Annotated in this window: 24 protein-coding genes and 1 riboswitch; of the genes, 12 read left to right on the plus strand and 12 right to left on the minus strand. The window is 42.5% G+C overall.

What is annotated here, in order from left to right; genetic code table 11:
* The first annotated feature begins 46 nt into the window (after nt 1–46).
* Genes mtnW through LD028_RS13405 form a run of 4 tightly spaced genes read left to right on the plus strand, consistent with a single transcriptional unit; the run spans nt 47 to nt 3,077 of the window.
* Entirely contained in the window at nt 47–1,267 is a 1,221-nt protein-coding gene (gene mtnW, locus LD028_RS13390) for a 2,3-diketo-5-methylthiopentyl-1-phosphate enolase (RefSeq protein ID WP_237811162.1), read from the plus strand.
* A complete protein-coding gene (locus tag LD028_RS13395) occupies nt 1,267–1,923 on the plus strand; it encodes a 2-hydroxy-3-keto-5-methylthiopentenyl-1-phosphate phosphatase (protein ID WP_237811161.1) in 657 nt (218 codons plus the stop codon). The genes mtnW and LD028_RS13395 overlap by 1 nt, the downstream gene beginning before the upstream one ends.
* The gene (locus LD028_RS13400) at nt 1,920–2,528 is read left to right on the plus strand and encodes a methylthioribulose 1-phosphate dehydratase (protein ID WP_237811160.1); all 609 of its coding nucleotides are present in this window, start codon (nt 1,920–1,922) and stop codon (nt 2,526–2,528) included. Before LD028_RS13395 ends, LD028_RS13400 begins: the two co-directional genes overlap by 4 nt.
* 12 nt (nt 2,529–2,540) lie before the next feature.
* On the plus strand, nt 2,541–3,077 hold the full coding sequence (locus LD028_RS13405; RefSeq protein WP_237811159.1) for a 1,2-dihydroxy-3-keto-5-methylthiopentene dioxygenase: 537 nt from the start codon (nt 2,541–2,543) through the stop codon (nt 3,075–3,077).
* Between the two features lie 8 nt (nt 3,078–3,085).
* Here LD028_RS13405 and LD028_RS13410 read toward each other — a convergent pair whose 3' ends face one another.
* The 5 genes from LD028_RS13410 to LD028_RS13430 form a co-directional block, all read right to left on the minus strand.
* On the minus strand, nt 3,086–3,937 hold the full coding sequence (locus tag LD028_RS13410) for a DMT family transporter (RefSeq protein ID WP_237811158.1): 852 nt from the start codon (nt 3,935–3,937) through the stop codon (nt 3,086–3,088).
* A 12-nt stretch (nt 3,938–3,949) separates the two neighbouring features.
* Entirely contained in the window at nt 3,950–4,684 is a 735-nt protein-coding gene (locus LD028_RS13415) for a ZIP family metal transporter (RefSeq protein WP_237811157.1), read from the minus strand.
* Nucleotides 4,684–6,111, minus strand: a complete 1,428-nt coding sequence (locus LD028_RS13420; protein ID WP_309240390.1) for an ATP-binding protein — start codon at nt 6,109–6,111, stop codon at nt 4,684–4,686. Before LD028_RS13420 ends, LD028_RS13415 begins: the two co-directional genes overlap by 1 nt.
* Before the next feature lie 390 nt (nt 6,112–6,501).
* On the minus strand, nt 6,502–7,020 hold the full coding sequence (locus LD028_RS13425) for a type II toxin-antitoxin system PemK/MazF family toxin (RefSeq protein ID WP_237811155.1): 519 nt from the start codon (nt 7,018–7,020) through the stop codon (nt 6,502–6,504).
* A 216-nt stretch (nt 7,021–7,236) separates the two neighbouring features.
* The gene (locus LD028_RS13430) at nt 7,237–8,658 is read right to left on the minus strand and encodes an amino acid permease (RefSeq protein ID WP_237811154.1); all 1,422 of its coding nucleotides are present in this window, start codon (nt 8,656–8,658) and stop codon (nt 7,237–7,239) included.
* Nucleotides 8,659–8,803: 145 nt separating this feature from the next.
* A riboswitch (Lysine riboswitch) is annotated at nt 8,804–8,982 on the minus strand.
* A 162-nt stretch (nt 8,983–9,144) separates the two neighbouring features.
* On the opposite strand from LD028_RS13430, the gene LD028_RS13435 reads away from it, so the two are divergent.
* The 4 genes from LD028_RS13435 (at nt 9,145) to LD028_RS13450 (ending at nt 13,758) form a co-directional block, all read left to right on the plus strand.
* Nucleotides 9,145–9,861 carry an ABC transporter ATP-binding protein gene (locus LD028_RS13435; protein WP_237811153.1) on the plus strand — a complete coding sequence of 239 codons (717 nt, stop codon included), beginning with the start codon at nt 9,145–9,147 and terminating at the stop codon, nt 9,859–9,861.
* The gene (locus tag LD028_RS13440; protein ID WP_237811152.1) at nt 9,858–10,889 is read left to right on the plus strand and encodes an ABC transporter permease; all 1,032 of its coding nucleotides are present in this window, start codon (nt 9,858–9,860) and stop codon (nt 10,887–10,889) included. The genes LD028_RS13435 and LD028_RS13440 overlap by 4 nt, the downstream gene beginning before the upstream one ends.
* A gap of 8 nt (nt 10,890–10,897) precedes the next feature.
* Nucleotides 10,898–11,548, plus strand: a complete 651-nt coding sequence (locus LD028_RS13445; RefSeq protein WP_237811151.1) for a TetR/AcrR family transcriptional regulator — start codon at nt 10,898–10,900, stop codon at nt 11,546–11,548.
* A 122-nt stretch (nt 11,549–11,670) separates the two neighbouring features.
* Nucleotides 11,671–13,758 (plus strand): ATP-dependent Clp protease ATP-binding subunit, encoded by a 2,088-nt coding sequence (locus tag LD028_RS13450; RefSeq protein ID WP_237811150.1) that lies wholly within the window; start codon nt 11,671–11,673, stop codon nt 13,756–13,758.
* A 102-nt stretch (nt 13,759–13,860) separates the two neighbouring features.
* Here the strand turns inward: LD028_RS13450 and LD028_RS13455 are convergent, their stop codons facing one another.
* The 7 genes from LD028_RS13455 to LD028_RS13485 form a co-directional block, all read right to left on the minus strand.
* A complete protein-coding gene (locus LD028_RS13455; protein WP_237811149.1) occupies nt 13,861–14,670 on the minus strand; it encodes an MspI family type II restriction endonuclease in 810 nt (269 codons plus the stop codon).
* A gap of 74 nt (nt 14,671–14,744) precedes the next feature.
* Nucleotides 14,745–15,044 carry a hypothetical protein gene (locus LD028_RS13460; protein ID WP_237811148.1) on the minus strand — a complete coding sequence of 100 codons (300 nt, stop codon included), beginning with the start codon at nt 15,042–15,044 and terminating at the stop codon, nt 14,745–14,747.
* A 91-nt stretch (nt 15,045–15,135) separates the two neighbouring features.
* Nucleotides 15,136–16,476 carry a DNA cytosine methyltransferase gene (locus tag LD028_RS13465; protein ID WP_237811147.1) on the minus strand — a complete coding sequence of 447 codons (1,341 nt, stop codon included), beginning with the start codon at nt 16,474–16,476 and terminating at the stop codon, nt 15,136–15,138.
* A gap of 118 nt (nt 16,477–16,594) precedes the next feature.
* Nucleotides 16,595–17,449, minus strand: a complete 855-nt coding sequence (locus tag LD028_RS13470; protein WP_006321622.1) for a methyl-accepting chemotaxis protein — start codon at nt 17,447–17,449, stop codon at nt 16,595–16,597.
* 38 nt (nt 17,450–17,487) lie between these two features.
* The gene (locus LD028_RS13475) at nt 17,488–18,894 is read right to left on the minus strand and encodes a sensor histidine kinase (RefSeq protein ID WP_237811207.1); all 1,407 of its coding nucleotides are present in this window, start codon (nt 18,892–18,894) and stop codon (nt 17,488–17,490) included.
* Nucleotides 18,881–19,552, minus strand: a complete 672-nt coding sequence (locus tag LD028_RS13480) for a response regulator transcription factor (RefSeq protein WP_237811145.1) — start codon at nt 19,550–19,552, stop codon at nt 18,881–18,883. The genes LD028_RS13475 and LD028_RS13480 overlap by 14 nt, the downstream gene beginning before the upstream one ends.
* 2 nt (nt 19,553–19,554) lie before the next feature.
* On the minus strand, nt 19,555–20,529 hold the full coding sequence (locus LD028_RS13485; RefSeq protein WP_237811144.1) for a YncE family protein: 975 nt from the start codon (nt 20,527–20,529) through the stop codon (nt 19,555–19,557).
* A 92-nt stretch (nt 20,530–20,621) separates the two neighbouring features.
* Here LD028_RS13485 and LD028_RS13490 point away from each other — a divergent pair, with 92 nt between their 5' ends.
* From LD028_RS13490 to LD028_RS13505, 4 genes are all read left to right on the plus strand, one after another.
* On the plus strand, nt 20,622–20,996 hold the full coding sequence (locus LD028_RS13490; protein ID WP_237811143.1) for a FixH family protein: 375 nt from the start codon (nt 20,622–20,624) through the stop codon (nt 20,994–20,996).
* Nucleotides 20,997–21,067: 71 nt separating this feature from the next.
* Nucleotides 21,068–22,063, plus strand: a complete 996-nt coding sequence (locus LD028_RS13495; RefSeq protein WP_006321627.1) for a YkvI family membrane protein — start codon at nt 21,068–21,070, stop codon at nt 22,061–22,063.
* Nucleotides 22,064–22,108: 45 nt separating this feature from the next.
* Entirely contained in the window at nt 22,109–22,567 is a 459-nt protein-coding gene (locus tag LD028_RS13500) for a hypothetical protein (protein ID WP_237811141.1), read from the plus strand.
* A gap of 220 nt (nt 22,568–22,787) precedes the next feature.
* Complete coding sequence (locus LD028_RS13505; protein ID WP_003396753.1) at nt 22,788–22,901, plus strand: DUF6254 family protein; 114 nt, start codon at nt 22,788–22,790, stop codon at nt 22,899–22,901.
* Nucleotides 22,902–23,102 lie beyond the last annotated feature (201 nt).

Below are 23,102 nucleotides of genomic sequence, written 5' to 3' on the forward strand. Positions count from 1 at the left end.
AGCCTCTTCTTATGAAGAGGTTTTTTATTTGTAAAGGAGTGATACGATGATTACCGCAACATATTTGATTCATGATGACAAAGACTTAGTGAAAAAAGCAGAAGGGATTGCGCTTGGGCTAACTGTCGGGTCGTGGACCGATTTGCCGCAGCTTGAACAAGAACAATTGAAAAAACATAAAGGGATCGTTCAGTCCATTGAAGAGCTAGAGGAAGACGAGCGTGTCAATACGTTTTTTGGAAAACGACTGAAACGCGCACTCGTGCGCATTTCGTATCCGAGCGTCAATTTTAGCGCCGATTTTCCAGCGATTTTGACGACGACGTTTGGAAAATTGTCGCTTGACGGAACGATTAAACTTGTTGATTTAACGTTTTCTGACGAACTGAAGCGTGCGTTTCCGGGCCCGCGCTTTGGCATTGACGGCATACGCGAAAAGCTTGGGGTTTTTGACCGTCCGCTTGTGATGAGCATTTTTAAAGCGGTCATTGGGCGTGATTTACAATACGTTACGGAACAATTAAAACTACAAGCGCTCGGTGGGGTCGATCTCGTGAAAGACGATGAAATTTTATTTGACAATGACTTAACGCCATTTGAAAAGCGCATTGTCGCAGGAAAACAAGCGCTACAAGAGGTGTACGAACAAACAGGGCATCGAACGTTATATGCGGTCAATTTAACAGGTAAAACGTTTGAACTAAAAGACAAAGCGAAGCGTGCGGCGGAGCTAGGGACGGACGTGTTGTTGTTTAACGTGTTTACATACGGACTTGACGTGTTGCAGGCGCTTCGTGAAGACGATGACATTCGCTTGCCGATTATGGCACATCCGTCGTTTAGCGGCGCGATCGCCTCATCGCACGTATATGGAGTTAGCTATGCGCTTCTTCTTGGGAAATTATTGCGCATGGCCGGGGCGGACTTTTCGCTTTTCCCATCACCGTATGGAAGCGTCGCGCTTGCAAAACAACAGACGGTTGCGATTCGCGAGGAATTAACGAAAGAAGAACCGTTTTTACGCACATTCCCTGTGCCATCCGCCGGCATTCATCCGGGGCTTGTGCCGCTTTTAGTGAGCGATTTTGGCATCGACTCCGTCATTAACGCAGGCGGCGGAGTGCATGGTCATCCGAGCGGGGCAATTGGTGGCGGGCAAGCGTTTCGTGCCGCAGTTGATGCGGTGCTTGCTGGTCGTTCGCTTCATGATGCGGCAAAAGAACACGAACCGTTACAACAAGCGCTTGATTTATGGGGGAGCGCTTGATGAAGTCAATTGTTTTTTGTGACTTTGATGGAACGATTACGTTAAACGACAACATTATTGCGCTCATGAAACAGTTCGCTCCGCCCGAGTGGGAAGCCATCAAAGATGACGTGCTTGCGCAAAGATGTTCCGTACAACAAGGTGTCGGACGCATGTTTTCGCTGTTGCCGACGACGCTAAAAGAAGACATCGTGCAATTTTTGCTTGACACCGCCCGCATTCGCGACGGATTTTCCGACTTTGTCGCATTTACGAACGAACGGCAAATTCCGCTTTATATCGTGAGCGGCGGCATCGATTTTTTCGTTTATCCGCTGTTAGACGGACTTGTTGAAAAAGAGCGCATTTTTTGTAACAGCGCTGACTTTAGCGGAGAAACGATTCGAATTACGTGGCCGTATGCGTGCGATGAACATTGCGAAAATGAATGCGGGTGCTGCAAGCCGTCGCTTCTTCGTAAACTCGCGCCAAAAGGGGCAAAAACGATTGTGATTGGCGATTCCATTACCGATTTAGCGGCGGCGAAACTAGCCGATCACGTCATCGCGCGCGACTTTTTGCTTGAAAAATGCCGGGAGCTTCATTTGCCACATACACCGTTTACGACGTTTTATGATGTCATCGATGCGTTACAAGAAAGCGAGGTGATCGTGTGAGACAAAAAAAATGGGAAGAGCTTGCGGAAGTGAAACGAGAACTAGCGGCGCGCGATTGGTTTATGGGAACGAGCGGCAATTTGTCGCTAAAGGTGAGCGATGAGCCGCTTACGTTTCTTGTGACCGCTAGCGGAAAAGATAAACGAAAAGAAACGGCAGAAGACTTTTTACTCGTCGGCGCGGACGGACAGCCAGCCGAAGCGACGCATTTAAAGCCGTCAGCTGAGACGCTTCTTCACGTGAACATTTACAATAAAACGAACGCTGGTTGTGTGCTTCATGTCCATACCGTTGACAACAATATCATTTCCGAATGGTACGGTGACGAAGGGGAAGTCGTTTTTACAAATCAAGAACTCATTAAAGCGTTCGGATTATGGGAAGAAGATGCGGCATTTCGCATTCCGATTATTCCGAATTTCGCTCATATTCCGACATTAGCAAACGCGTTCGCCGAACATGTTCATGAAGATCGCGGCGCAGTGCTTATTCGCAACCACGGCATTACTGTTTGGGGAAAAGATGCGTTTGAAGCGAAAAAATGGCTAGAAGCGTGCGAGTTTTTATGTCAGTACTATGTGAAATTATTACTTTTAAAACGATAAGGGGGAGTATGTATGGCAGTTATTAAAGTGCGCAACACAGGTGAAGTGATTGAAGGAAAGGAAAATGTCGCTACGTTTTTAAATAAGCAAGGGGTGTTGTACGAACATTGGGATGCAAGTAAACTTCCAGCGCATCTTCAAAACAAATTTGTATTAACAGATGAAGAAAAAGCGGACATTTTAGCAACGTTTCAATCGGAAATTGAAGATTTAGCGAAGCGAAGAGGTTATCAAGCGTGGGACGTTGTCGCTTTATGCGAACAAACACCAAATTTAGAAGAGCTATTGAAAAAATTTGAACAAGTGCATACGCATACAGAAGACGAAGTGCGTGCAATCGTTGCTGGTCATGGCATTTTCGTTATTAAAGGGGACGAAAATACAGGCTACTTTGACGTTGAACTTGAAGCAGGGGATGTCATTTCTGTCCCAGAAGGAAATCCGCATTTCTTTACATTAATGGACGATCGCCAAGTCGTTGCGGTTCGCTTATTTATCGATCCATCTGGTTGGGTGGCACATCCATATGAAGAAAAAGAAGGGGAATAACGCCCCTTCTATTTTTTTGTAAACAATATGACGCCTGCAATGGTAATGAATGAACCGATCCATTGTATCACTGTTAACGTTTCACCAAGTAGTATGTATGCAAACAGTGCAGTAAAAAGCGGATTGAAATTTAAAAACATGCCTGCAGTTGTGGCACCGACTTTTTTCACGCCAACGTTCCAAAGAAACATCGCAAGCACCGTCGCCCCAACGCTTGTATATAAAAGCGCAAGCGAAAAGGAGACGTTGACGTCATGAACGGAAAAAGAAGAAAGAAACGGCAACAACCCGATGATGCCAAAGACGCCGGACCAAAACGTTGCTGCAAGCGGAGAATAAGATGTCATCACTGCCTTTGCACAGGCAGAATAAACGCCCCAAATGATGACTGCTGCGATCATCCATAAATCGCCGATGTTTACATCCGCTAACCGATGCAGTTGCCCGTGCGTCATCACGATGAGCACACCCATGAGTGAGACGACCATCGCCAGCCATTGTCGGATCGTGAGCTTATCGCGGTAGACAACGTATGCCACAAGCGCAATCGCCATCGGGTTTAACGTCGAAATTAAACCGACATGATCCGCTGACGTATAGCGAAGCGCTTGAAACATAAACACGTTAAATAAGACGACGCCCGACATCCCCATCGCAATCAAAGGAACGATGCCGCGCGTTTGGAGGCGGATGGATCGTTCTTTTTTTAAAACGATCGGAAATAAAAAAAGGACCGCGATCGTCCAACGAATAAACGTCAACGTTAACGGGGAGGCGTGGGCGACAAGCAATTTGCTTGCGACAAAGTTGCCTCCCCATAAGGTGCTTGTTAATAAAAGAAGCATATAATATTTCGACATGTAGATCATCCTTTAAAATGTTTCAATTAAAAATACCATCACTAATAGTCCGATAATAAACGCATACGTCGATGATTGTTCGTTTCCGTCGCCATGGCTTTCAGGGATTAACTCTTTATAAATAATAAACAACATCGCACCAGCCGCAAACGCTAATCCGTAAGGGACGAGCGCATCGACGACAGACGTTAAATAAAAACCGATGATGGAGGCGACGAGCTCGATCATTCCCGTCCCGGTTGCCATGAAAAACGCTTTTCCTTTTGAAATATGTTGATTAAATAAAAAAAGCGCAACGAGCAATCCTTCAGGTGCGTTTTGGAAGCCGATCGCAAGCGCAATTAAATCCCCGATATGATTTTGTTCCCCGGAGGCGTAGCTGACGCCGACAGATAAGCCTTCTGGAATGTTATGAAGCGTAATCGCCGCAAGGACAAGCAGCGCTTTTTGATCCATTTTGATGCCGCTTTTTGTATGTGCTAAGTCGATATGCGGTACGATGTTTTCAAGAAGCGTCAGCGTAAACACTCCAAAGCACAATCCAACCGCAAGAGAAAAAAACGTGCCAGAAGAAAGTGATTCTGGAATTAACCCAAGCATCGATGCCGCCATCATAACACCAGCTGTAAAAGCGAGCAACATGTCGCGCCATTTGTGCGTTAATGAGCGCGACAAAAATAAAATCGGAACAGCGCCAGCCCCTGTTGCTAGCGCCGATAACGTGCTTCCGATGAGCATATCGACCATTATTCCACCTCCTGTCGCAAAGGAAGACGAACGGTAATCGTCGTTCCTTTCTTTTCTATGCTATGAATGTCGATTGTCCCTTCATGCATATCGATAATACGTTTACAGACGACGAGCCCAAGTCCTGTTCCCGTTTGTTTCGATGTGACAAACGGTTGAAACAGTTTGCTTTTTACATCGTTTGGAATGCCGCATCCATTGTCTGTTACTTGCAGCACCGCCCAGTCGTTTTGTTTCGTCAGCGAAATCGTTAGCACGCCACCACGCGGCATCGCTTCGATCGCATTTTTTGCTAAATTTAAGACGACTTGTTTTAAATGATCTTTTGAACAACGAATCGGAAGTGGCACATCGGCACGTTGAAACGTATAGACGACGTTATGTAAATGCGCTTGCGACTCAATCATCGGATGAATGCTTTGCACAATATAGTTTAAATCACACGTTTCAAGTTTTTGTGCCGTCGGTTTGCCGAGAATTAAAAATTCGTTCACAATATCGTTAATGCGTGTAATTTCATTTTGAATGACGGAAAAATAAAGTTGTGATTCGTTATCTTTATGTTTTTCACTTAATAGTTGAATAAATCCTTTAATGCCAGCAAGCGGGTTGCGAATTTCATGCGCGGTGCTTGCGGCGAGTGTGCCGACAAGTTCGAGTTTTTGTGCTTCGGTCTCCATGCGTTCAAGCATCGTTTGCCGTTTTAATAGCCAATATTGAATCAGTAGCCAAATAATATGGATGGCGACGATCAGCAATAAGATGTATGGAAGGGATGTTTGCACATTTTGTTTCATCGTTACGTGCGGCACGTTCGCTTCAATCATCCATGGTGCATAATTTAAATGAACCGTCACCGTTTGTTGCGATGGGCGAATTTCGTTTGTTGCCAACAACATCGTTCCACGCTCATCATATAAACGAAACGATGCGTTTGGGTCAATGATTTTCATCCGTTTTTTTATGTAATCCATACGTAATTCCGCCACAAAAAAACCGACTGTATCGTTCGTTTTTTCATCGACAATCGGTGTGACGATCGTTGTTGTATGATCGCTGTCAATGACCGTTTGTTTTGTCGTTTTCGCCAATCGCATCGCTGAACTTGTACTTTCAGAAAAAAACGATATGTGATGAAAACGAACGTCTTGTTTTTCTATTTGTTGCAACATGTCGTTTATGTCTTTTTCGCTTAACATCGCCATATGTTTGCTAACCATAAACGCTAACGTCTCGAGTTTTGTCGTTGTCTCCGCAAGAAAGCGATCGAGATCGTTTTTATGTATATTCGCAAACAAGCGCGTTTCTTCAAGCAATTGTTGTTGCTGTTGTTCATCTTGCCAAAGCACAATCCACACGCTTCCTACAAGGCATGGGATCATAACAAGCAAGATGTACAACCATCGTCTCATTCTCTCTCTCCCCATATATGCTCCCTCAACAAAACAAAATTCAAGGAATATTATAACATAAAGATGAAAAAAAGACGGAAAAAATCATTGGTGTAAAGGAGCTTTTTGCTCGGATAGGAAGGATGAAAAATACGAAACCCCAGCACCGAAGTACTGGGGCAAAAACGATGATTTCCCCGCTAATGGGGGGAGATGGCCTGCGACGTGGCAGGCAACTTATCGTTAGTTTATGATTCTATTGACGATAATATGCAAATAGAGGAGCCTAAATGGCTCCTCTCCGTTGCAAAAACAAACGAATCCACGTTTTCTTACGTGTGAAATAGTCTGTGACGAGACAGACAACTTACTTTGTAATTTAAGTATAGAAAAAAACTAGGGAAATGTCAATACGATGTAAGTTCGTTACAGGTCAAATACCCACTTTACACGGTTCATAATCTTATTTAAGTCATCATCGTTTATATTACCAATATGTTGTTTTAATCGTACTTTGTTGACGGTCGTTAATTCTTCCACCTTTACCGCGGAAGTCTGCGCTAAAAACGGATACACTTCCTTTTGAAGAAAGTAATGTGTCTTTAAACGAGGAACTACTTTTGTTTTTCCTTTTCGATCTGTAATCGTTTTTGTTTTTAACTTTGTCGACAGAGGAGCTATCTTAACGCTTCCAGATGTACGGTTAATCCAGTCATTCGAAATAACAAGCACCGGTCGCTCTCCATTTTGTTCTGTGCCTATATTTTCTCCCAGTTCACAAGTGAAAATAGCTCCTCGTATGATTGGGCGCTTCATTTGTGTTTGCTCATTCTCAATCCATTCATTTGCTAAAGCAATCTTCTTTGGATGCCATTCATCTAGTTTTTCCTTTTTGCCCACTTTTTTTAAACGCAAACGTTCGCGTTGAATTGTATCTAACTCCATTTTCTCCTACGTCCCCCTCGTTTTATATATCACGCTCATGATTGTATCACATTTCAACTACTTCTATAACCGTTCAATCGGATTCAAGATGGTAGAAGAAATAGAGTACAGCGCCTTCGCCATGATCAAGAAATGCTTGCACCACGATTCATAAAAATCACCTTCTTCAGCTTGCCAATGATATACTGTGAGCAGCTGAAGAAGGTGAGGTTTTTGTTATGCCGACTGTTTTTGTTTGTTCGTTTCGCTGTTTTGTTGTTTGACAACAAGCGGATAGAAAAGTAAGCTGCTTGCAAGCAAGGCAATGCCGAGTAAAAATGTTTTCATGTCAGCCGTGCCTGCTTTCACAAGCCAAATGGAATAAATAGTCGCAAGGACAGCGATGATGCCGTCTGTCATTCGTTGTTGCGTCGTTTCATACGTTTCGCCTGTCCAGACAAGCTTCAATTGGAAGACGGAAGCGATGAAATACGGAACAAGATATGATAACGTCGCAATGTAAATAACGAAATCAAATGCGGCCGCCATTGAGTTTGAAATCGTTGAAAAAATAAATAATTGGGCAATCATATTTGAGATGATTAAAGAAAAACGCGGCATGCCTTTGTTGTTTTCTTGTAAAAAGGCACGAATAAATAATCCTTGTTTTGCTGCTTGATACGGCACTTCGGCACTTAAAAAAATCCAGCCGAGCGTTGAGCCGATTAAACTAATTAAACCAAGTCCTGCCAAAAGCTGCGCTCCGATTGGACCTAATACAGTACCGATCGCATCAACAAGCGGCTTTTCAGACTGAATAAGCGCCTCTTGTTTTAATAGTCCCATCACAAGTACGCTAATGCCAATATAAATGGCTAAAGCAATGAATAGTCCGACAATCGTTGCGCGTTTGACATCGCTTTGTTTTCGGGCACGCGAAGCAAAAACGATCGCTGATTCAATGCCGATAAACGCCCAAAGCGTGCTTAACGCGACGTTGTTAATTTGCGAAAGCAATCCGAGCGTATGACCTGCTTCATCGTAACGCGGAGCAACAAACGGTTGGAGATAGCTTTTTTCAAACGCAAACAACGCGATGACAATAAAAAGGAAAAAGCCGAGCACTTTCGTTGCCGTTGCGACAAAGTTCAACTTTCCGGCACTTTCTGCTCCTTGTAAAATGATCGCATGCATCATCCATAACAGTGCGGTGCAGACGAGAAACGTGAGCAGATTGCCAAGTTTTAATGTAAATGAGCCAACAGAGAAGACGACATGTCCGCTCGTTAAAATAGGGAAAAACGTTGATAAATAACTAGCAAACGTCGTAATGATCGCTACGTTTCCTGCGACGTTTCCGATCCAATATCCCCAAGACGACATAAAGCCGGACAAAACGGATGCGTTTGAGCCTTTTGGAAACAGCTCTTTCGCATAAATTTGCGGTCCGCCGTTTAATTCAGGTTTACGAATCGCTAAGTTGCCAAAAATTATCGCAATCATAAGTACGCCCGCGCCCGTCAATAGCCAACCGAGCAACACGCCAGCAGGGCTTGCCGCTTCTGCAAGTGAACGAGGAAGCATAAAAATGCCGGAGCCGACCATATTCCCGACAACGAGCGCCGTCAATAACCAAAAGCCGAGTTTTTGTTGTTTCATGTTGTTCATCCTTTCATGCATAATATAATAGCGGAAATATAATGGCGAAGCGGTAGAGCGCTGTTGAAAGCGGGCGTGATAAATAAAAAAGTGCACCCTAAGTTTTCAACGGGTGCACAATATATGACACATCCGCATCAAACTTAAGATCGATAGCTCTCCACCGCATGCGCGATGACAGTCCTGCACCTATTCGGCCACAGGCCCAGCTTATAGCGCCAGAGCACGCTATAAACTTCGGCGACAAATCCTTTCATCTCACTTCATCGACGTCTCTGCGTCTCCATGAAACTACTATTATTTGCCGCGACCTCTATCTCATCTTAGTTGACGAGAAAGATTTCGTATGCAATTGACGTTACTATCGTACAAAAATCTTTTCTTTTCGTCAACGAAAAATTTTTTAGCACATATTTACAAAGGGCACAACGAACACATATAATAAAAGTGAGTAATCACTCATTTTTATGAAAGCGAGGGAAGATGATGGTCATTCAATTACAGCACGTGCATAAGCAGTTTCATAAGAAAGAAGTTATTCATGATGTGTCTTTAACCGTAAACAAAGGAGAAATTTTCGGTATGCTCGGCCCATCGGGCGCTGGGAAAACGACGATTGTCAAAATGATCGCAGGCATTGATACGGCGACAAAAGGGGAGCTTCACGTGCTCGGTACGCGCATGCCCAACTTACAAACGATGGCGCGCCTCGGCTTTATGGCGCAATCCGATGCGTTATACGGGGAGCTCACCGCACTTGAAAATTTACATTTTTTCGCATCGATTTATGGGCTAAAAGGAAAAAAGAGAAAAGATCGCATCGAAGAAGTGTTGGAGCTTGTCAATTTAACGGACGATATGAAAAAAGCCGTTCATCAATTTTCCGGTGGAATGAAACGGCGGTTATCACTCGCGGCGGCGCTTTTACATGAACCAGAAGTGCTCATTTTAGACGAGCCGACCGTTGGCATCGACCCGCTTCTTCGCCAAGCGATTTGGGAAGAGCTCGAACGCATTCGCCAAAAAGGAACGACGATCGTTGTGACGACGCATGTAATGGACGAAGCGGACAAATGTATGCGGCTCGCGATGATTCGCGACGGACGGTTGATTGCCGTCGGCAGTCCAGATGAATTAAAGAAACAAACAGGGGCATTAACGATTGAACAAGCATTTTTACATTTTGGAGGGATGCAATCATGAGAATACAAGCGATTGTCGTCCGCATTATTCGTCAGTTTTTTCGCGATAAACGCACGCTTGCGTTAATGATTATCGCACCGATGTTTGTATTGTTTTTAATGGACTTAGTGTTTAATGGTGAGACGTACGAACCGGAAATTGCGATTGATTCAAACGTACCGCAACAGCTTGCCGACGCATTACAAGAAACAGATGCACATGTGACGACAATGACAAAAAAGAAAGCGATGGATAAACTGGACGAACAACAAATCGACGCGTTTATTGAAATGGACAAAATGACGTTGCGCATCACGCTTGAAGGAAGCGATCCGTCCGTCAGCAAACAGGTGTTGATGACGGTGCAAAAAGCAGCCCAGACGCTTATGCCGCCGATGAAACAAACGTTAACGATTGATACGGTATATATGTACGGCTCAGAACATATGGCGTTATTTGATAATTTCGGCCCCGTACTCATCGGCTTTTTCATTTTCTTTTTCGTCTTTTTAATTGCCGGAGTATCGTTTTTGCGCGAGCGGACGAGCGGCACGCTGGAGCGGCTACTTGCAACGCCATTAAAGCGATGGGAAATCGTCATCGGCTACGTCATCGGCTTTGGCATCTTTACAACGATTCAAGCGAGCTTCATTTCTTTATTTGCGATTCACGTCTTAAACATGATGATGGAAGGCTCGTTCGGTTATGTGCTACTCGTTACGTTTTTATTAGCGATGACGGCGCTCACCTTAGGGACGTTATTGTCCGCATTTGCGAACAACGAGCTGCAAATGATTCAATTTATCCCGCTCGTCGTCGTTCCGCAAGTGTTTTTCTCTGGACTGTTTAATTTAGATACGATGGAACCGTGGCTTCGTTCCATTGGGGTTGCGATGCCGTTATATTACGGAGCGGATGCGTTAAGAGAAATTATGATTCGCGGCAAAGGTTGGGAAGCGATTTCGTTCGATGTGTCCGTTTTAGTTGGCTTTTCGCTCTTATTTATGATATTAAATGTATTAGCATTAAAGAAATATCGAAAGTTGTGAGGATGATGATGGACGAACGAAAATGGTTGTTTGATTTACTCAATGTCGAAGAACAACAGCTAAGTGAAAAACAAATTAACATTTTACAAGCAGCAATTGAAATGTTTGCGGAAAAAGGATACGCGGCTACGTCCACGAGCGAAATTGCCAAGCGGGCAGGTGTAGCTGAAGGAACGATTTTTCGCCATTATAAAACGAAAAAAGATTTGTTGCTTGCCATTGTCAAACCGACGTTATTTCAATCCGTTGCGCCGTTTTTCGCAAAAAAATTTGTCAAAGATGTGTTTGAAAATGAGTATGAACATTACGAACAGTTTGTGCGCGCCATTTTTCAAAATCGGTATGAATTTGTGAAAACGTATTTGCCGGCTGTGCGTGTGTTTTGGCAGGAGATGGCGTTTCACAGCGATATTAAAACGCAGTTTCAAACGATTTTTACGAATCATGTGTATGACAAGTTTAAACAAATTGTCGAGCATTTCCAACGAAAAGGGGAGTTGGCGCAACTCCCTCCTGAGACGATTATTCGGTTGACAATCACAACGATTGCGGGATTTTTAGCGACCCGTTTTTTAATCATGCCGGATTATCCGTGGGATGATGAACAAGAGATCGAGCGGACGATTCAGTTTTTGATGAATGGGTTGAAGAAAACATGATAGGGCATTTTCTATCATGTTTTTTTATTTTTTTTAAAAAAGGCCTTGAAAGTCAAAGAAGGTCAAATTATAATAAAGACAGAAAGATCAAATATAGTCAAAGTCAAAGGAGGTTGGTGCCTATGATGTGCCAAGTATGTAAACAAAATGAAGCAAACATCTTTTTACACGTACAAGTGAACAACGAAAAACAACAATTACACCTTTGCGATGCATGCTATGCAAAGCAAAAACAACAATTAAAAGTGCCAGCAGGATTCCACTTCGATCGTCTCGACCAATGGTTCTCCGACTTTTTCGCACCGCTTACAGAACATTCCCATATCGAGCAACAAATACAACAAGAACAACCGAAGCGAAACGGATTGCTTGATCAATTCGGTCGCAACTTAACACAACTTGCGAAAGCGGGGCTTATCGATCCGGTTATCGGACGTGAAAAAGAAATTGAACGCGTCATCGAAATTTTAAATCGCCGCAACAAAAATAACCCGGTATTAATCGGTGAACCGGGCGTCGGTAAAACAGCGATCGTCGAAGGATTAGCGCTTAAAATTGCCGAAGGGTCTGTTCCTACGAAATTATTGAATAAAGAAGTGTACGTGCTTGACGTCGCATCACTCGTTGCGAATACAGGCATTCGCGGTCAATTTGAAGAACGAATGAAACAATTAATTGCCGAATTGCAACAACGGAAAAACGTCATTTTGTTCATTGACGAAATTCATTTACTCGTCGGCGCAGGCTCAGCCGAAGGTTCGATGGACGCAAGCAACATATTAAAACCGACGCTTGCTCGCGGGGAATTACAAATCATCGGCGCAACAACATTAAAAGAATATCGTCAAATCGAAAAAGACGCGGCGCTTGAACGTCGTTTCCAGCCTGTTCTCGTTCACGAACCAACAATCGAACAAGCCATCGACATGTTAAAAGGCATTCAGCCAAAATACGAACAATTCCATCAAGTGAAATATACAGATGAAGCGATTCGCGCCTGCGTTACGTTGTCACATCGCTACATTCAAGACCGCTTTCTTCCTGACAAAGCAATTGACTTGTTAGACGAAGCGGGTTCAAAAGTGAGCTTAAAAGCGACACCGACAAATAAAGAAGCGATCGAACAACGTCTCGAACAAATCAAAAAAGAAAAAGAAAAAGCCGCACAAGAAGAAAACTACGAACTCGCGGCAAAATTGCGCACCGAAGAATTGCAGCTTGAAAAACAATTACAACAAAACGGACAAGCAGAACAACCTGTTGTAGATGTCATTCACATTCAACAAATAATTGAAGAAAAAACAGGAATTCCAGTTGGTAAATTACAATCTGATGAACAAGCAAAAATGAAACATTTAGAAGAAAACTTAGCGAAAAAAGTAATCGGTCAAGAAGAAGCGGTGAGAAAAATCGCAAAAGCGATTCGTAGAAGCCGCGCCGGCTTAAAAGCGAAAAACCGTCCGATCGGTTCGTTCTTATTCGTCGGTCCAACAGGCGTCGGTAAAACAGAATTGTCAAAGACGCTTGCTGAACAATTGTTCGGATCGAAAGACGCGATGATTCGCTTAGATATGAGCGAATATATGGAAAAACATGCGGTCGCCAAACTGATCGGTGCACCTCCTGGCTACATTGGTCACGAAGAAGCCGGTCAATTAACAGAAAAAGTGCGCCGCAACCCTTACAGCATCATCTTGCTTGACGAAATGGAAAAAGCGCATCCAGATGTACAACATATGTTCTTGCAAATTTTAGAAGACGGTCGTTTAACAGATAGCCAAGGTCGTACTGTCAGCTTTAAAGATACGGTCATCATTATGACATCGAATGCTGGTACGAACGTTGAGGGCGACTTGCTCCAACGTCTCGGTCTATACTTTAAACCAGAATTTTTAAACCGTCTCGATGCCATTGTCGAATTTAAACCGCTTGAAAAAACGCATATGTTACAAATTGTTGACCTTATGCTTGCGGAGTTGCAACGTACGCTTGATGAACAACATATCACAATGACGATTAGCGACAAAGCGAAAGAAAAATTAGCCGAACTCGGCTATCATCCAACGTTCGGTGCTCGTCCACTCCGTCGCGTCATACAAGAACACGTCGAAGATCAAATTGCTGATGTATTGCTTGATGAACAAGATGTACGCGCAATCCATATCGATGTAGAAGACGACCGCATCGTTGTAAAAGCTGAAAAAGCCTAATAAAATGAGAAAAAGGTGTCCCGAAAGCAAGGAGGACACCTTGTCTCTTCTTAACGATGTGCACATACGCAATATATTTATTCATCGTATATTGTATAAAAATTAAGTAATCTTTCCTTTTAGCTGTATGGCTTTTCCTTTTTTCTTAGATGGATAGGTCCATTGAAAAGAAGTACCCATTTGTCCTTCTACATTTTGTAATATCTTCGTAATATAAACATCTATTTTTTCCATTTCAAGTGCCTTGGTATCATTTTTGAAAACAATGATATAATTTGCCCAATGAATTTTCGGATCTCCATAGCCGCCAATTCCTGCATAAGCCCATTGTGCTAATTTTTTATTGAGTTTAGGGAGTTCAGTTTCCATTATTTTATAGAGATCGTCATATCGTTCTTTGAGTTTTGTAAAACCTCCAACTTCTTGTAATTTTCGAAAAGCTTCTTGTAGTTTTTTATCTTTTATACCTAACACTTCAATAAAGCTTTCAGCGGTGTATTCGTGAATGGAAACATACGTTGCACTTGAGCGTTTGCAACTAAATGTGAATATTTCTTCTGAACGTCTATCTGTCGTAATGGCAAGTAGGATATCTGTCTTCGGTTGCCCACCGGTTTCAAGTTTTGGGATTTTATTTGTTGCTTTTATTTTTATTATTTTCTCGTTTTTTGATATACCGATTAAGTTCATGATTTGTTGAAATGTTGGATAAAAATAACCATCTTCTGTTGCGCTTGATTGATTCCATTTTTCAACGTTTGACGGGTGATTTAAAAGAGATGCGATTTGTTTTTCGAAGTTTTTTCCTTCCATCGCTTTTCTTTTTCCGATTTTTTCATTTTCTAAGCCTTTTGATTCTATAAATCGTTCTAATTCACTCAAGCTCAAAACATCATCAATAGCTGAATACATCTTTTTCTCTCTAATTTTTCGCTGGTAGCTTAATGCTTGTTGTTGGTTATTGTAATCAAGACCTTCTGGAAAGACTAAATATATTTTTTTACGTTTTGATTGATTTGTTTTATGTGGTATGCATCCCACTGTATTTGCTTTGCGCGATCAGTACGAATTGTTGATGTTGTATGTATTCCCCAAACTTCACCGTCATCAAAAGTGATAAGATGATCTATTTTAAATTGTTTTTTGTCAAAATCAGGGTAACCAGTTTGATAAGGAGTGATATTCTCAGCGATATATCCTTCTTGAGAGTAGTTTTTAATTAATGATTTAAGGTTTCTCTTATTTTTTTCTCCATGCTCTTGTTTTTGTCGATTTTCTTGTTCCAAGTTTCCCACTCCTTTTATTCATCCTTGTTTTTACTTTACCATAAAATGACGTATAATAAAAGAGTAGGAGGCTTGTCCTACTCTTTTGCTGTTATTTGGTTAAAATTTCTTTTTTACTGTTTATTCGATTATAAATTGTATTTAACGTATTTGTCACTTCCAGTCCTAGAGCATAGGCTAATAGAGGTGGAATAGCGTCACCGATTTGTTCATATCGATCTTGTTCTGGATCGGAATGAAACTTTACAAATGGCCCCTCAAATATATACCAGTCAGGAAAACTTTGAAGTCTCGCTGCTTCTCTTGGGGTTAATCCTCTATGCTGAATAGGATGTATCATTTCGTCTAAACAATGTGATGTTACTGTAAAGCTTGGAATATCTTCTCTGAGCCGTCTGTTTCTTGCACCGTATAGCTTATTTGGAAAGAGCTCTTTTCTTAAATCTTCCCTATTTTCTAAAATTAAACGTTCAGCAGCGGTTTTCATATTTTCACCTTGACGTATTAATTCCATGCGTCTGATCATTTTTTCTCGATGGTTTACGGCTTTATGAGAGGTTAATGTGTTCGGATGAAATGCCAAGTGCTCTGGGAAACCTAAAGTAATCCCTCTCATTTTAAGTAAGAAATCCCGTCTTTGCTCGGTTAGCGTATCATCCGAAAAATTAAATGTGTATTCTATTGCTTCTTCCCCCGAATGAACTTCAGGCAAATCAAATAAAGCATCTCCTACAGTAACATAAGGAAACGTTCGATCAGGTCCGTGAGTTGGGAGTGGATATCGAAATGTTGCATCGTAATCACGATTAATCCCGATTAAAAAGATGCGCTCTCTATGTTGGGGTACACCGTAATCACTTGCCTTTAGAAGGATTTGATGAGGATCACGACTAGCTAAATAAAAGGATGTATCATAAGCTGTTGATTCAAACTCATCACAAATGTTTTCAAATACAGATTTCCCGTTTGAACGTTTTGAGAATAGTCCTTTTACGTTTTCAAAAAGAACCATTTTACTTTTTACATGACGGGCAATACGCAAAATATTTAAAAACAAGTCATCTCTTTCATCTCCATCTGCTCTTTTTCCGGCCATAGAGAAACTTTCACACGGTGCTCCTCCTGTTACAATGTCCACTGAATCCACTCCGAAACGTTGCTTAAGAATTTTCGAGATCAGTTCATTCGAGACTTTGTTAATATCCCCATAAATAATAAGGGTGCGATCACTTTTTCTAAAGAATTGATCAGGATCTTTCATCTCGCCAGATAAAAAACTTTCTAAATCAAAAACCTCGGCATTATGAGAGGCACTATATGTTTGAACCGTCCAATAGCTCATCTCAACCGCGATTAATGGTTTTATTCCGCTCCACATAAAGCCGGTTGCTAGTCCACCCGGTCCAGAAAATAAATCAATGCTTGTATACATAAAACCTCCTCCATATATTAAAGTTTTCATCAAATTCATTTTAGCAAATATGTATGAAAAAATCTTCATTTTTTATTTGATATATAACATGATAAATAAAAACTGCCGCAAAGGGCAGTTATAAAAGTTTCGTCAACTTGTTTGTGATGTTGACTATATGTTGTTGCACTTGCTGAAGTTCGTCAATTGCTTCGGTGCTATTGTTTATTTTTTCGGCCACTTCTTCGAGCATATGCACCATTTCTAATACCGAGCTTGTAATGTGATTGAGCTGTTCGGAAATGTCTTCGGCAGACGTTTTGCTTTTTTCTGCCATTTTCCGCACTTCTTCTGCGACGATCGCAAAGCCACGTCCGTGTTCGCCTGCACGTGCCGCTTCAATGGCAGCATTTAATCCGAGCAAATTCGATTGCATCGAAATATCTTTCACAAACGCAATGACCGACTGAATTTGTTCGGTGCTTTTGCTGACGCGCTCCGCTTTTTCGCTTAATCGTTGCAAATGTTCGTGAATGAGTTGCGACGTTTGGTGGATATCGTTCGTGCTCGCGTTCATTTCTTCAAGTAAACTCGCAAACTCTTCATTTAATGTGTTTTGACGGTCGGTGACGTCCGTTGCGATTTTAAAAATTGCTTGTATTTGTCCCACTTCATCTAACACCGGAGCATAAAGCGCCTCAAGCCATATATGTTTTCCTTGGCGAGTGACGCGTTGCACCGTTCCGTAAAACGGTTGTTTGCTTTTTAGCCGATTCCAAAACTCTGTATATTCGTAGCTGTTTACGTACGTTGGTAAGCAAAATTGACGGTGGGATCCCCCGAGCACCTGTTGCTCCGTATAGCCCATCGTTTGAAGAAACGCATCGTTTGCCCATAATACCGTCGTGTCGGGACGGAATAAAATCATCGCAAACGAGCGATTGATTGATTCAAAAAGACGTTCTAAATCAATTGGAATGGAACTTACTTTCATTCGTTTTCCTCCTAAAATGACATGATAGGTCTATTGTACTACACCCCATTATATAACGGCAATTCGATGTATACGGTCGTTCCTTTCCCTCGTTCGCTTTCAAAACGAATCGAGCCGCCGTGTAGCTTGACAATTTGTTTAGTAATCGCAATGCCAAGTCCTGTGCCGCCATGTTCGCGCGAGCGCGAGCGGTCGGCGCGGAAAAATCGTTCGCCTAATCGTTCGATGTCTTCTTTTGACATGCCGCATCCGGAGTCGGCGATCATGAGTTCGCACATCGGCTGTTTGTTTACTGCACGCAACGAAATCGTTCCGCCGAAAGAAGTATAGCGCAACGCATTATCGAGCATATTTTGCAATACTTGTTCGATACGGTCGGGATCGCCATCGACGATTAAGTCGTGATCGAGGTCGAGCAACAGGCGAATGTTTTTTTCTTGCAACATCGGTTCATATTTTTCAATCGTCTCCTCGACTAATTGTGCAATTGAAAATGGTGTGCGTACAAGCGGATACGTGCCTTCGAGTTGTGCTAAATCGAGCAAATCGCGCACGAGGCGTTGCATGCGGCTCGCTTCGCGATGAATGAGTTTTATATATTTTTTTTGTTGCGCTTCATCTTTGATGACGCCGTCTAGTAGCGCTTCGCTATATCCTTTCACATAGCTTAGCGGCGTGCGCAATTCATGAGAGACGTTTGCTAAAAATTCTTTTTTTCGTTCATCTTCTTGCGCGAGCGCTTTTGCCATTTGGTTAAATGTTTTGGCAAGTTGCCCAATTTCGTCTTCCGCTTCGACGTTCACTTGTGCGGAAAAATCGCCTTGCGAGACGCGATAGGCGGCTTGTTGCATATGTTGCAACGGTTTCGTGAAATGCATCGCAATTTTTCGTCCGACAAATACAGTAATGAGTAAAAAAAGGCTTCCACCAATAATGATGAACGTTTGAATGCGCTTAAGCACATCTTCAATCGATGCAAGCGGCACGTACAAATATAAAATGCCCATGAGGCGATGTTCATCGAGTAGCGGGATGATGACACCGACAATATGCCGATGAAATGTTTGTTCATATCCTTTTTTCGTTACCGTTTTTCCAGCGAGTAATTGTTGTCGTTCCGCTTCGCTAATAATCGCATGATGGTCGACTTCAAACGGCAAGCATGCGTTCAATTCACGTGGGTTGTTCACGAGTACAATCTCCGTATCGGATACGTCATTGATGATAGAAACGGTGTTGCGAAACGAGTCGGTGAGTGCACCGCCTTTATATTTTGCGGCAATGTTCATTCCTTCTTGTAATAAACGTTGTTCGACGTTGGTGATATAAATGTTTTCATATATATAAACAGCAACAGCATACAAAAGCAACACCGCAAGCATTAAAAAGGCGCTAATCGTTAGCCATAGTTTTTGTTGGAGTGAAAGGGAATTAAATCGTTTCATCAAATTTATATCCCACTCCCCATACTGTTTGAATGCACTGTCCGGCTTCGCCGAGTTTAATGCGCAATGTTTTAATATGCGTATCGACGGTGCGCGTGCTGCCGACGTAATGAATGCCCCAAACGCGATCTAACAGCTGTTCGCGTGTAAATACTTGACCGCGATGTTTGATAAACAACACGAGCAGTTCAAACTCTTTTAACGTTAATACAACCGGTTTTCCGTTTACGATCACTTTTCGTGCTTTTTCATCAACAACAATTGGGCCTGCTTCATATGACGTCGTTACGTCTGTTCCTTTCGTTCGGCGAAGGACAGCGTGCACGCGTGCGACGACTTCATTTGGGCTAAATGGTTTCACGATGTAGTCGTCCGCGCCAATTTGTAATCCATAAACGCGATCCCACTCATCGCTTCGTGCTGTTAAAAAAATGATCGGCACTTGCGAACGTTCGCGCACGTGCATGCAAAAGCGGTAGCCGTCTAGTTTTGGCATCATAATATCGAGCAAAATTAAATCGATATGTTTTCGTCCGAACTCGGCAAGTCCAGCTTCACCGTCTTCTGCTTCGATGCACGTAAATCCTTCAGGTTCTAAATAAAGACGAAGCAATTCACGCATTTCTTTTTCATCGTCAACAATTAAAATCGTTGCCATATTTATTCCTCCTTCGCATCGCGGAAAAAGATGTAAAACGGCCCTTGTCCAACGGAAACGGTTTTCGTTTGTTTGAATGTTTTTTCATCGACAAAAACGAGCTCGTTGCTGTCGTAGCTAGCGATGATAAGCTCGCTTTTTGTTTTTATCATCGCAAAAGGATTCGCGCCAACGTTAAGTGAGCGTATGACATGTTTCGTTTTCGGTTCAAATGCATATAGCATGTTTGAACCGTGACAAAGTACATATACCGCTTCGCTCGTTTGCGAAAATTGAATCGGCATCGTTTCTGCCTTCACACGCGCAAGCAACCGTCCGTCGACAAGCGAATGAACATACGCTTCTTGCTGAATATACGCTCCGCTCCCATGTCCACCGACCCATAGTTCATCCGTTTCAGCAACAACTAAGCCGCTGACCGCAAAATCGAGCGTATCGACCGTTCGTTTCACTCGTTTTGTTTGCTGGTCAATAAATGAAATAGCGCCATGTTTAAAATGAATGACAATCCATTGCCGATGTTTGTCGTCGGCGACGATGGAAAAAGGGGAGGAGGGAGTAGCGATCGTCTCTTTTACTTTTCCGTCGAACGTCATGAACGATACCGTTCCGTCTTTTTCGTTCACAACGAGCAATTCGTGTTTTGTGACGAGAACATCGGTAACCCCTTTGTTTACGCGCCAACGTTTTTTCTCTTTCCCTGTCGATAGCGTGTACATCATCATTTCATCCATGTCTTGTCCAAACAACATGACCGTATCGCCATCAGGAAGGAGGATGGCTTTCGTTACCGGATTTTTCATCTTCCATGTTGCCATCGTTTTTTTTGTGTTATAATCAACGAAGGATAAGCTTTGCTCCTTTATATTGACGACCCCAACGACCGATTTGTTTCGGGGAATTGGGGTGTACGTCTCTGGTGTACAGCTTCCCAATAAAACGACGATGATAAGCAAAAAAAAGAAACGAACTTGCATCGTACGCATCCTCCATCGTGTATATGTATCATCATTGTAGCAAATGATTGTGATGATTTTGTGAAATTATTGTAACATGGAAGGGGATTAAAATGAAAAAGTGGTTGTTGTTGTTTGTCTTCGCTTTGCTTGTTGTGGCAGGTTGTGCAAACAAAGCGGAAGAAGAAGAGCTGGTGTATTTAGACGTCAAAATGGCGGTGGAAGAAAAGCTTCCGGTGAATGAAGAAGTCGAGCTTGCATGTTTTGTGACATACGGTGATGAAAAAGTGACCGATGCATCGGAAGTGAAGTTTGAAGTATGGAAGCATGGAGAAGAAAATCGGCAAATGTTAGAAGGAAAACATGTCGGTGATGGAAAATATGTCGCGCGCTATACGTTCGAAACGAAAGGGACGTATGCCGTCGTCGCACATGTGACAGCGAAAAATATGCACAATATGCCAAAAGTTGATGTAGTAGTGGAATAAGAAAAACGGCGGAAAATATTCGCCGTTTTTTTTCATATATATAGAAAAAATGGACGAGTGGGGGAGAGCGTATGTGGATGCGGGCGATTCAAATTGCGTTTGTATATGTCGGAACGGTAGTCGGGGCTGGATTTGCGACAGGAAAAGAAATTGTACAGTTTTTTACGCAATACGGAGCAATTGGGACGGTCATGATTGCAGGAAGCGGAGGTCTATTTATTTTTTTCGGGACGCGTTTAATGGTGATGGCAAATCGGCTTCAAGCGCGGTCATATGAGCAATTCAACGCCTATTTGTTCGGAAAAATGAGCGCAGTTGTCAATTTGTTTATGTTTGTTGTGCTATTTAGCGTGACGTCTGTTATGTTGTCGGGAGCAGGGGCGGTGTTTGAAGAACAGCTTCATATGCCGGCGCATGTCGGGCTTTTGTTTACGATGTTGCTTGCGTTTGTGACGATGTTGTTCGGTTTAAATGGTATTTTAAGCGTCAATATGGTCGTTGTGCCGCTTATGATTATTTTTAGTTTGTCGATTGCGCTCATAAATGAAAGCGACATCGTCTGGACGAAGCCACCGCTTGCCGCGTTTTTTTCCCCGTTTGCGTATGTGGCGTTTAATTTAGCGATGGCACAAGTTGTGCTCGTTCCGCTTGCAACCGAAGTAAAAGATGAACGGGCGATTCGCCTTGGGGGATGGCTTGGCGGCATATTGCTTATGTTTATTTTATTTAGCAGTCATTTCGCGCTTTCTTTACTTCCTAATTTGCCATCTTACAGCATTCCGATGGCGGAAGTCGTGAAACGTTCGCTCACATCGTTTTACGGGCTATATGTCGTCATTATTTATGGTGAAATTTTCACTTCGTTTATCGCGGGCGTATTCGGATTACATCGGAAATTGGCGCTTTTTTCTCAAACGCCGATCTTTGTTCTCATCGTGCTTTTACTTATGATGTATGCGTTTAGTTTAGTCGGGTATCATGCGCTTTTAACCGTATTGTACCCTTTGTTTGGGTATGTTAGTATCATCTTTATTTTCTTACTTTTCTATCGAAAAATGCCTAGCTAGAAAAAACGAAATGTAGTACATTGAATGTAAAGGGGAGGTGAAGTGATGCGGCAAACGGTCATGGCAATGTTCGTTTTACTTCTTTTCTTTACGCTCGAAACGTTTCACATCATTCAATGGTACGATGCACGTGTATGGCCTCTTATTGTTTTTTCCTTTGGACTTATCGTTCATATATATGTGTTCAAACGAGGTGTACGTGAACACGAAGCGTTTCTTTTCTTGCCAGCAGCGATCGCATTATGGATGGGCGCGCTTGCATTTGGCGGTTATGTTTTGTTTCATGACGGAACGATGTACGTATTGGCGTTTACGATCGGTTTGTTGGAATGGTGGTTATTTAGCGGTGAAGAGTGGCTGAAAACGCCGCTTCTCTTTTGTTTCGGGTGTAGCGTTGCAGCTAGTTTAGAAGCAGGGGATATGTTCTTACTTCTTTTCGTTTTAGCGATCGGCATTTTGGCATATATGTATCATACAAAAAACGAGCGAGCCAATGCACATTAGGCTCGCCTTTTCTCTTTATTCCACGCCAAACCGATGTAAAATTTGTTTCAGCTGATTGACGTTTTCCGCCAACACGGCTGCTTCTTTCGCAAGTTGATGGACGCTCATCGCTTGTTGTTCAAGACCCTTTTCCCCTTATCTCAAATATACACAATTTTCAAACAATAAAAAAGTCATAAAAAAGAAAAAGGAACAAATGATAAAAAGGGGAGGTGGCACAATGACTCAATCGAAACGACAAAAAGAGCGACAATGGACCGTTCGTAAGCAAGCGCAAAATGAACCGCACGGGAAAGTGAAGTCGTTTGAACAACTAGCAAAAGAGGAAAAATAAATGGAAAAGGCTGTCCCAAGGAAGTTTGTGACAGCCTTTTGCATCGTTATTTTGCTTTTAGTGCACGAATTTCGTTTTCATGATTAATCACGCAGGAAACCCCTGCTTTCAAGCATGGGGAGGAATGCGTTTTTTTTTGTTTATTTTTCACTAAAAAAATATAAAATAAAATTAGTGAAAGGTGGTGAGGACATGAAATTG

This window comes from Anoxybacillus sp. LAT27 (assembly GCF_022030075.1).
GTDB classification, from domain to species: domain Bacteria; phylum Bacillota; class Bacilli; order Bacillales; family Anoxybacillaceae; genus Anoxybacillus; species Anoxybacillus kestanbolensis.

Excerpts from the sequence above, each read along its gene's own strand:
- mtnW (WP_237811162.1), top strand. The coding sequence starts at position 47 with ATGATTACCGCAACATATTTGATTCATGATGACAAAGACTTAGTGAAA.
- LD028_RS13395 (WP_237811161.1), top strand. The coding sequence starts at position 1,267 with ATGAAGTCAATTGTTTTTTGTGACTTTGATGGAACGATTACGTTAAAC.
- LD028_RS13405 (WP_237811159.1), top strand. The coding sequence starts at position 2,541 with ATGGCAGTTATTAAAGTGCGCAACACAGGTGAAGTGATTGAAGGAAAG.
- LD028_RS13410 (WP_237811158.1), bottom strand. The coding sequence starts at position 3,937 with ATGTCGAAATATTATATGCTTCTTTTATTAACAAGCACCTTATGGGGA.
- LD028_RS13415 (WP_237811157.1), bottom strand. The coding sequence starts at position 4,684 with ATGGTCGATATGCTCATCGGAAGCACGTTATCGGCGCTAGCAACAGGG.
- LD028_RS13420 (WP_309240390.1), bottom strand. The coding sequence starts at position 6,111 with ATGGGGAGAGAGAGAATGAGACGATGGTTGTACATCTTGCTTGTTATG.
- LD028_RS13425 (WP_237811155.1), bottom strand. The coding sequence starts at position 7,020 with ATGGAGTTAGATACAATTCAACGCGAACGTTTGCGTTTAAAAAAAGTG.
- LD028_RS13430 (WP_237811154.1), bottom strand. The coding sequence starts at position 8,658 with ATGAAACAACAAAAACTCGGCTTTTGGTTATTGACGGCGCTCGTTGTC.
- LD028_RS13435 (WP_237811153.1), top strand. The coding sequence starts at position 9,145 with ATGGTCATTCAATTACAGCACGTGCATAAGCAGTTTCATAAGAAAGAA.
- LD028_RS13440 (WP_237811152.1), top strand. The coding sequence starts at position 9,858 with ATGAGAATACAAGCGATTGTCGTCCGCATTATTCGTCAGTTTTTTCGC.
- LD028_RS13445 (WP_237811151.1), top strand. The coding sequence starts at position 10,898 with ATGGACGAACGAAAATGGTTGTTTGATTTACTCAATGTCGAAGAACAA.
- LD028_RS13450 (WP_237811150.1), top strand. The coding sequence starts at position 11,671 with ATGATGTGCCAAGTATGTAAACAAAATGAAGCAAACATCTTTTTACAC.
- LD028_RS13455 (WP_237811149.1), bottom strand. The coding sequence starts at position 14,670 with ATGTATTCAGCTATTGATGATGTTTTGAGCTTGAGTGAATTAGAACGA.
- LD028_RS13465 (WP_237811147.1), bottom strand. The coding sequence starts at position 16,476 with ATGTATACAAGCATTGATTTATTTTCTGGACCGGGTGGACTAGCAACC.
- LD028_RS13470 (WP_006321622.1), bottom strand. The coding sequence starts at position 17,449 with ATGAAAGTAAGTTCCATTCCAATTGATTTAGAACGTCTTTTTGAATCA.
- LD028_RS13475 (WP_237811207.1), bottom strand. The coding sequence starts at position 18,894 with ATGAAACGATTTAATTCCCTTTCACTCCAACAAAAACTATGGCTAACG.
- LD028_RS13480 (WP_237811145.1), bottom strand. The coding sequence starts at position 19,552 with ATGGCAACGATTTTAATTGTTGACGATGAAAAAGAAATGCGTGAATTG.
- LD028_RS13485 (WP_237811144.1), bottom strand. The coding sequence starts at position 20,529 with ATGCAAGTTCGTTTCTTTTTTTTGCTTATCATCGTCGTTTTATTGGGA.
- LD028_RS13490 (WP_237811143.1), top strand. The coding sequence starts at position 20,622 with ATGAAAAAGTGGTTGTTGTTGTTTGTCTTCGCTTTGCTTGTTGTGGCA.
- LD028_RS13495 (WP_006321627.1), top strand. The coding sequence starts at position 21,068 with ATGTGGATGCGGGCGATTCAAATTGCGTTTGTATATGTCGGAACGGTA.
- LD028_RS13500 (WP_237811141.1), top strand. The coding sequence starts at position 22,109 with ATGCGGCAAACGGTCATGGCAATGTTCGTTTTACTTCTTTTCTTTACG.
- LD028_RS13505 (WP_003396753.1), top strand. The coding sequence starts at position 22,788 with ATGACTCAATCGAAACGACAAAAAGAGCGACAATGGACCGTTCGTAAG.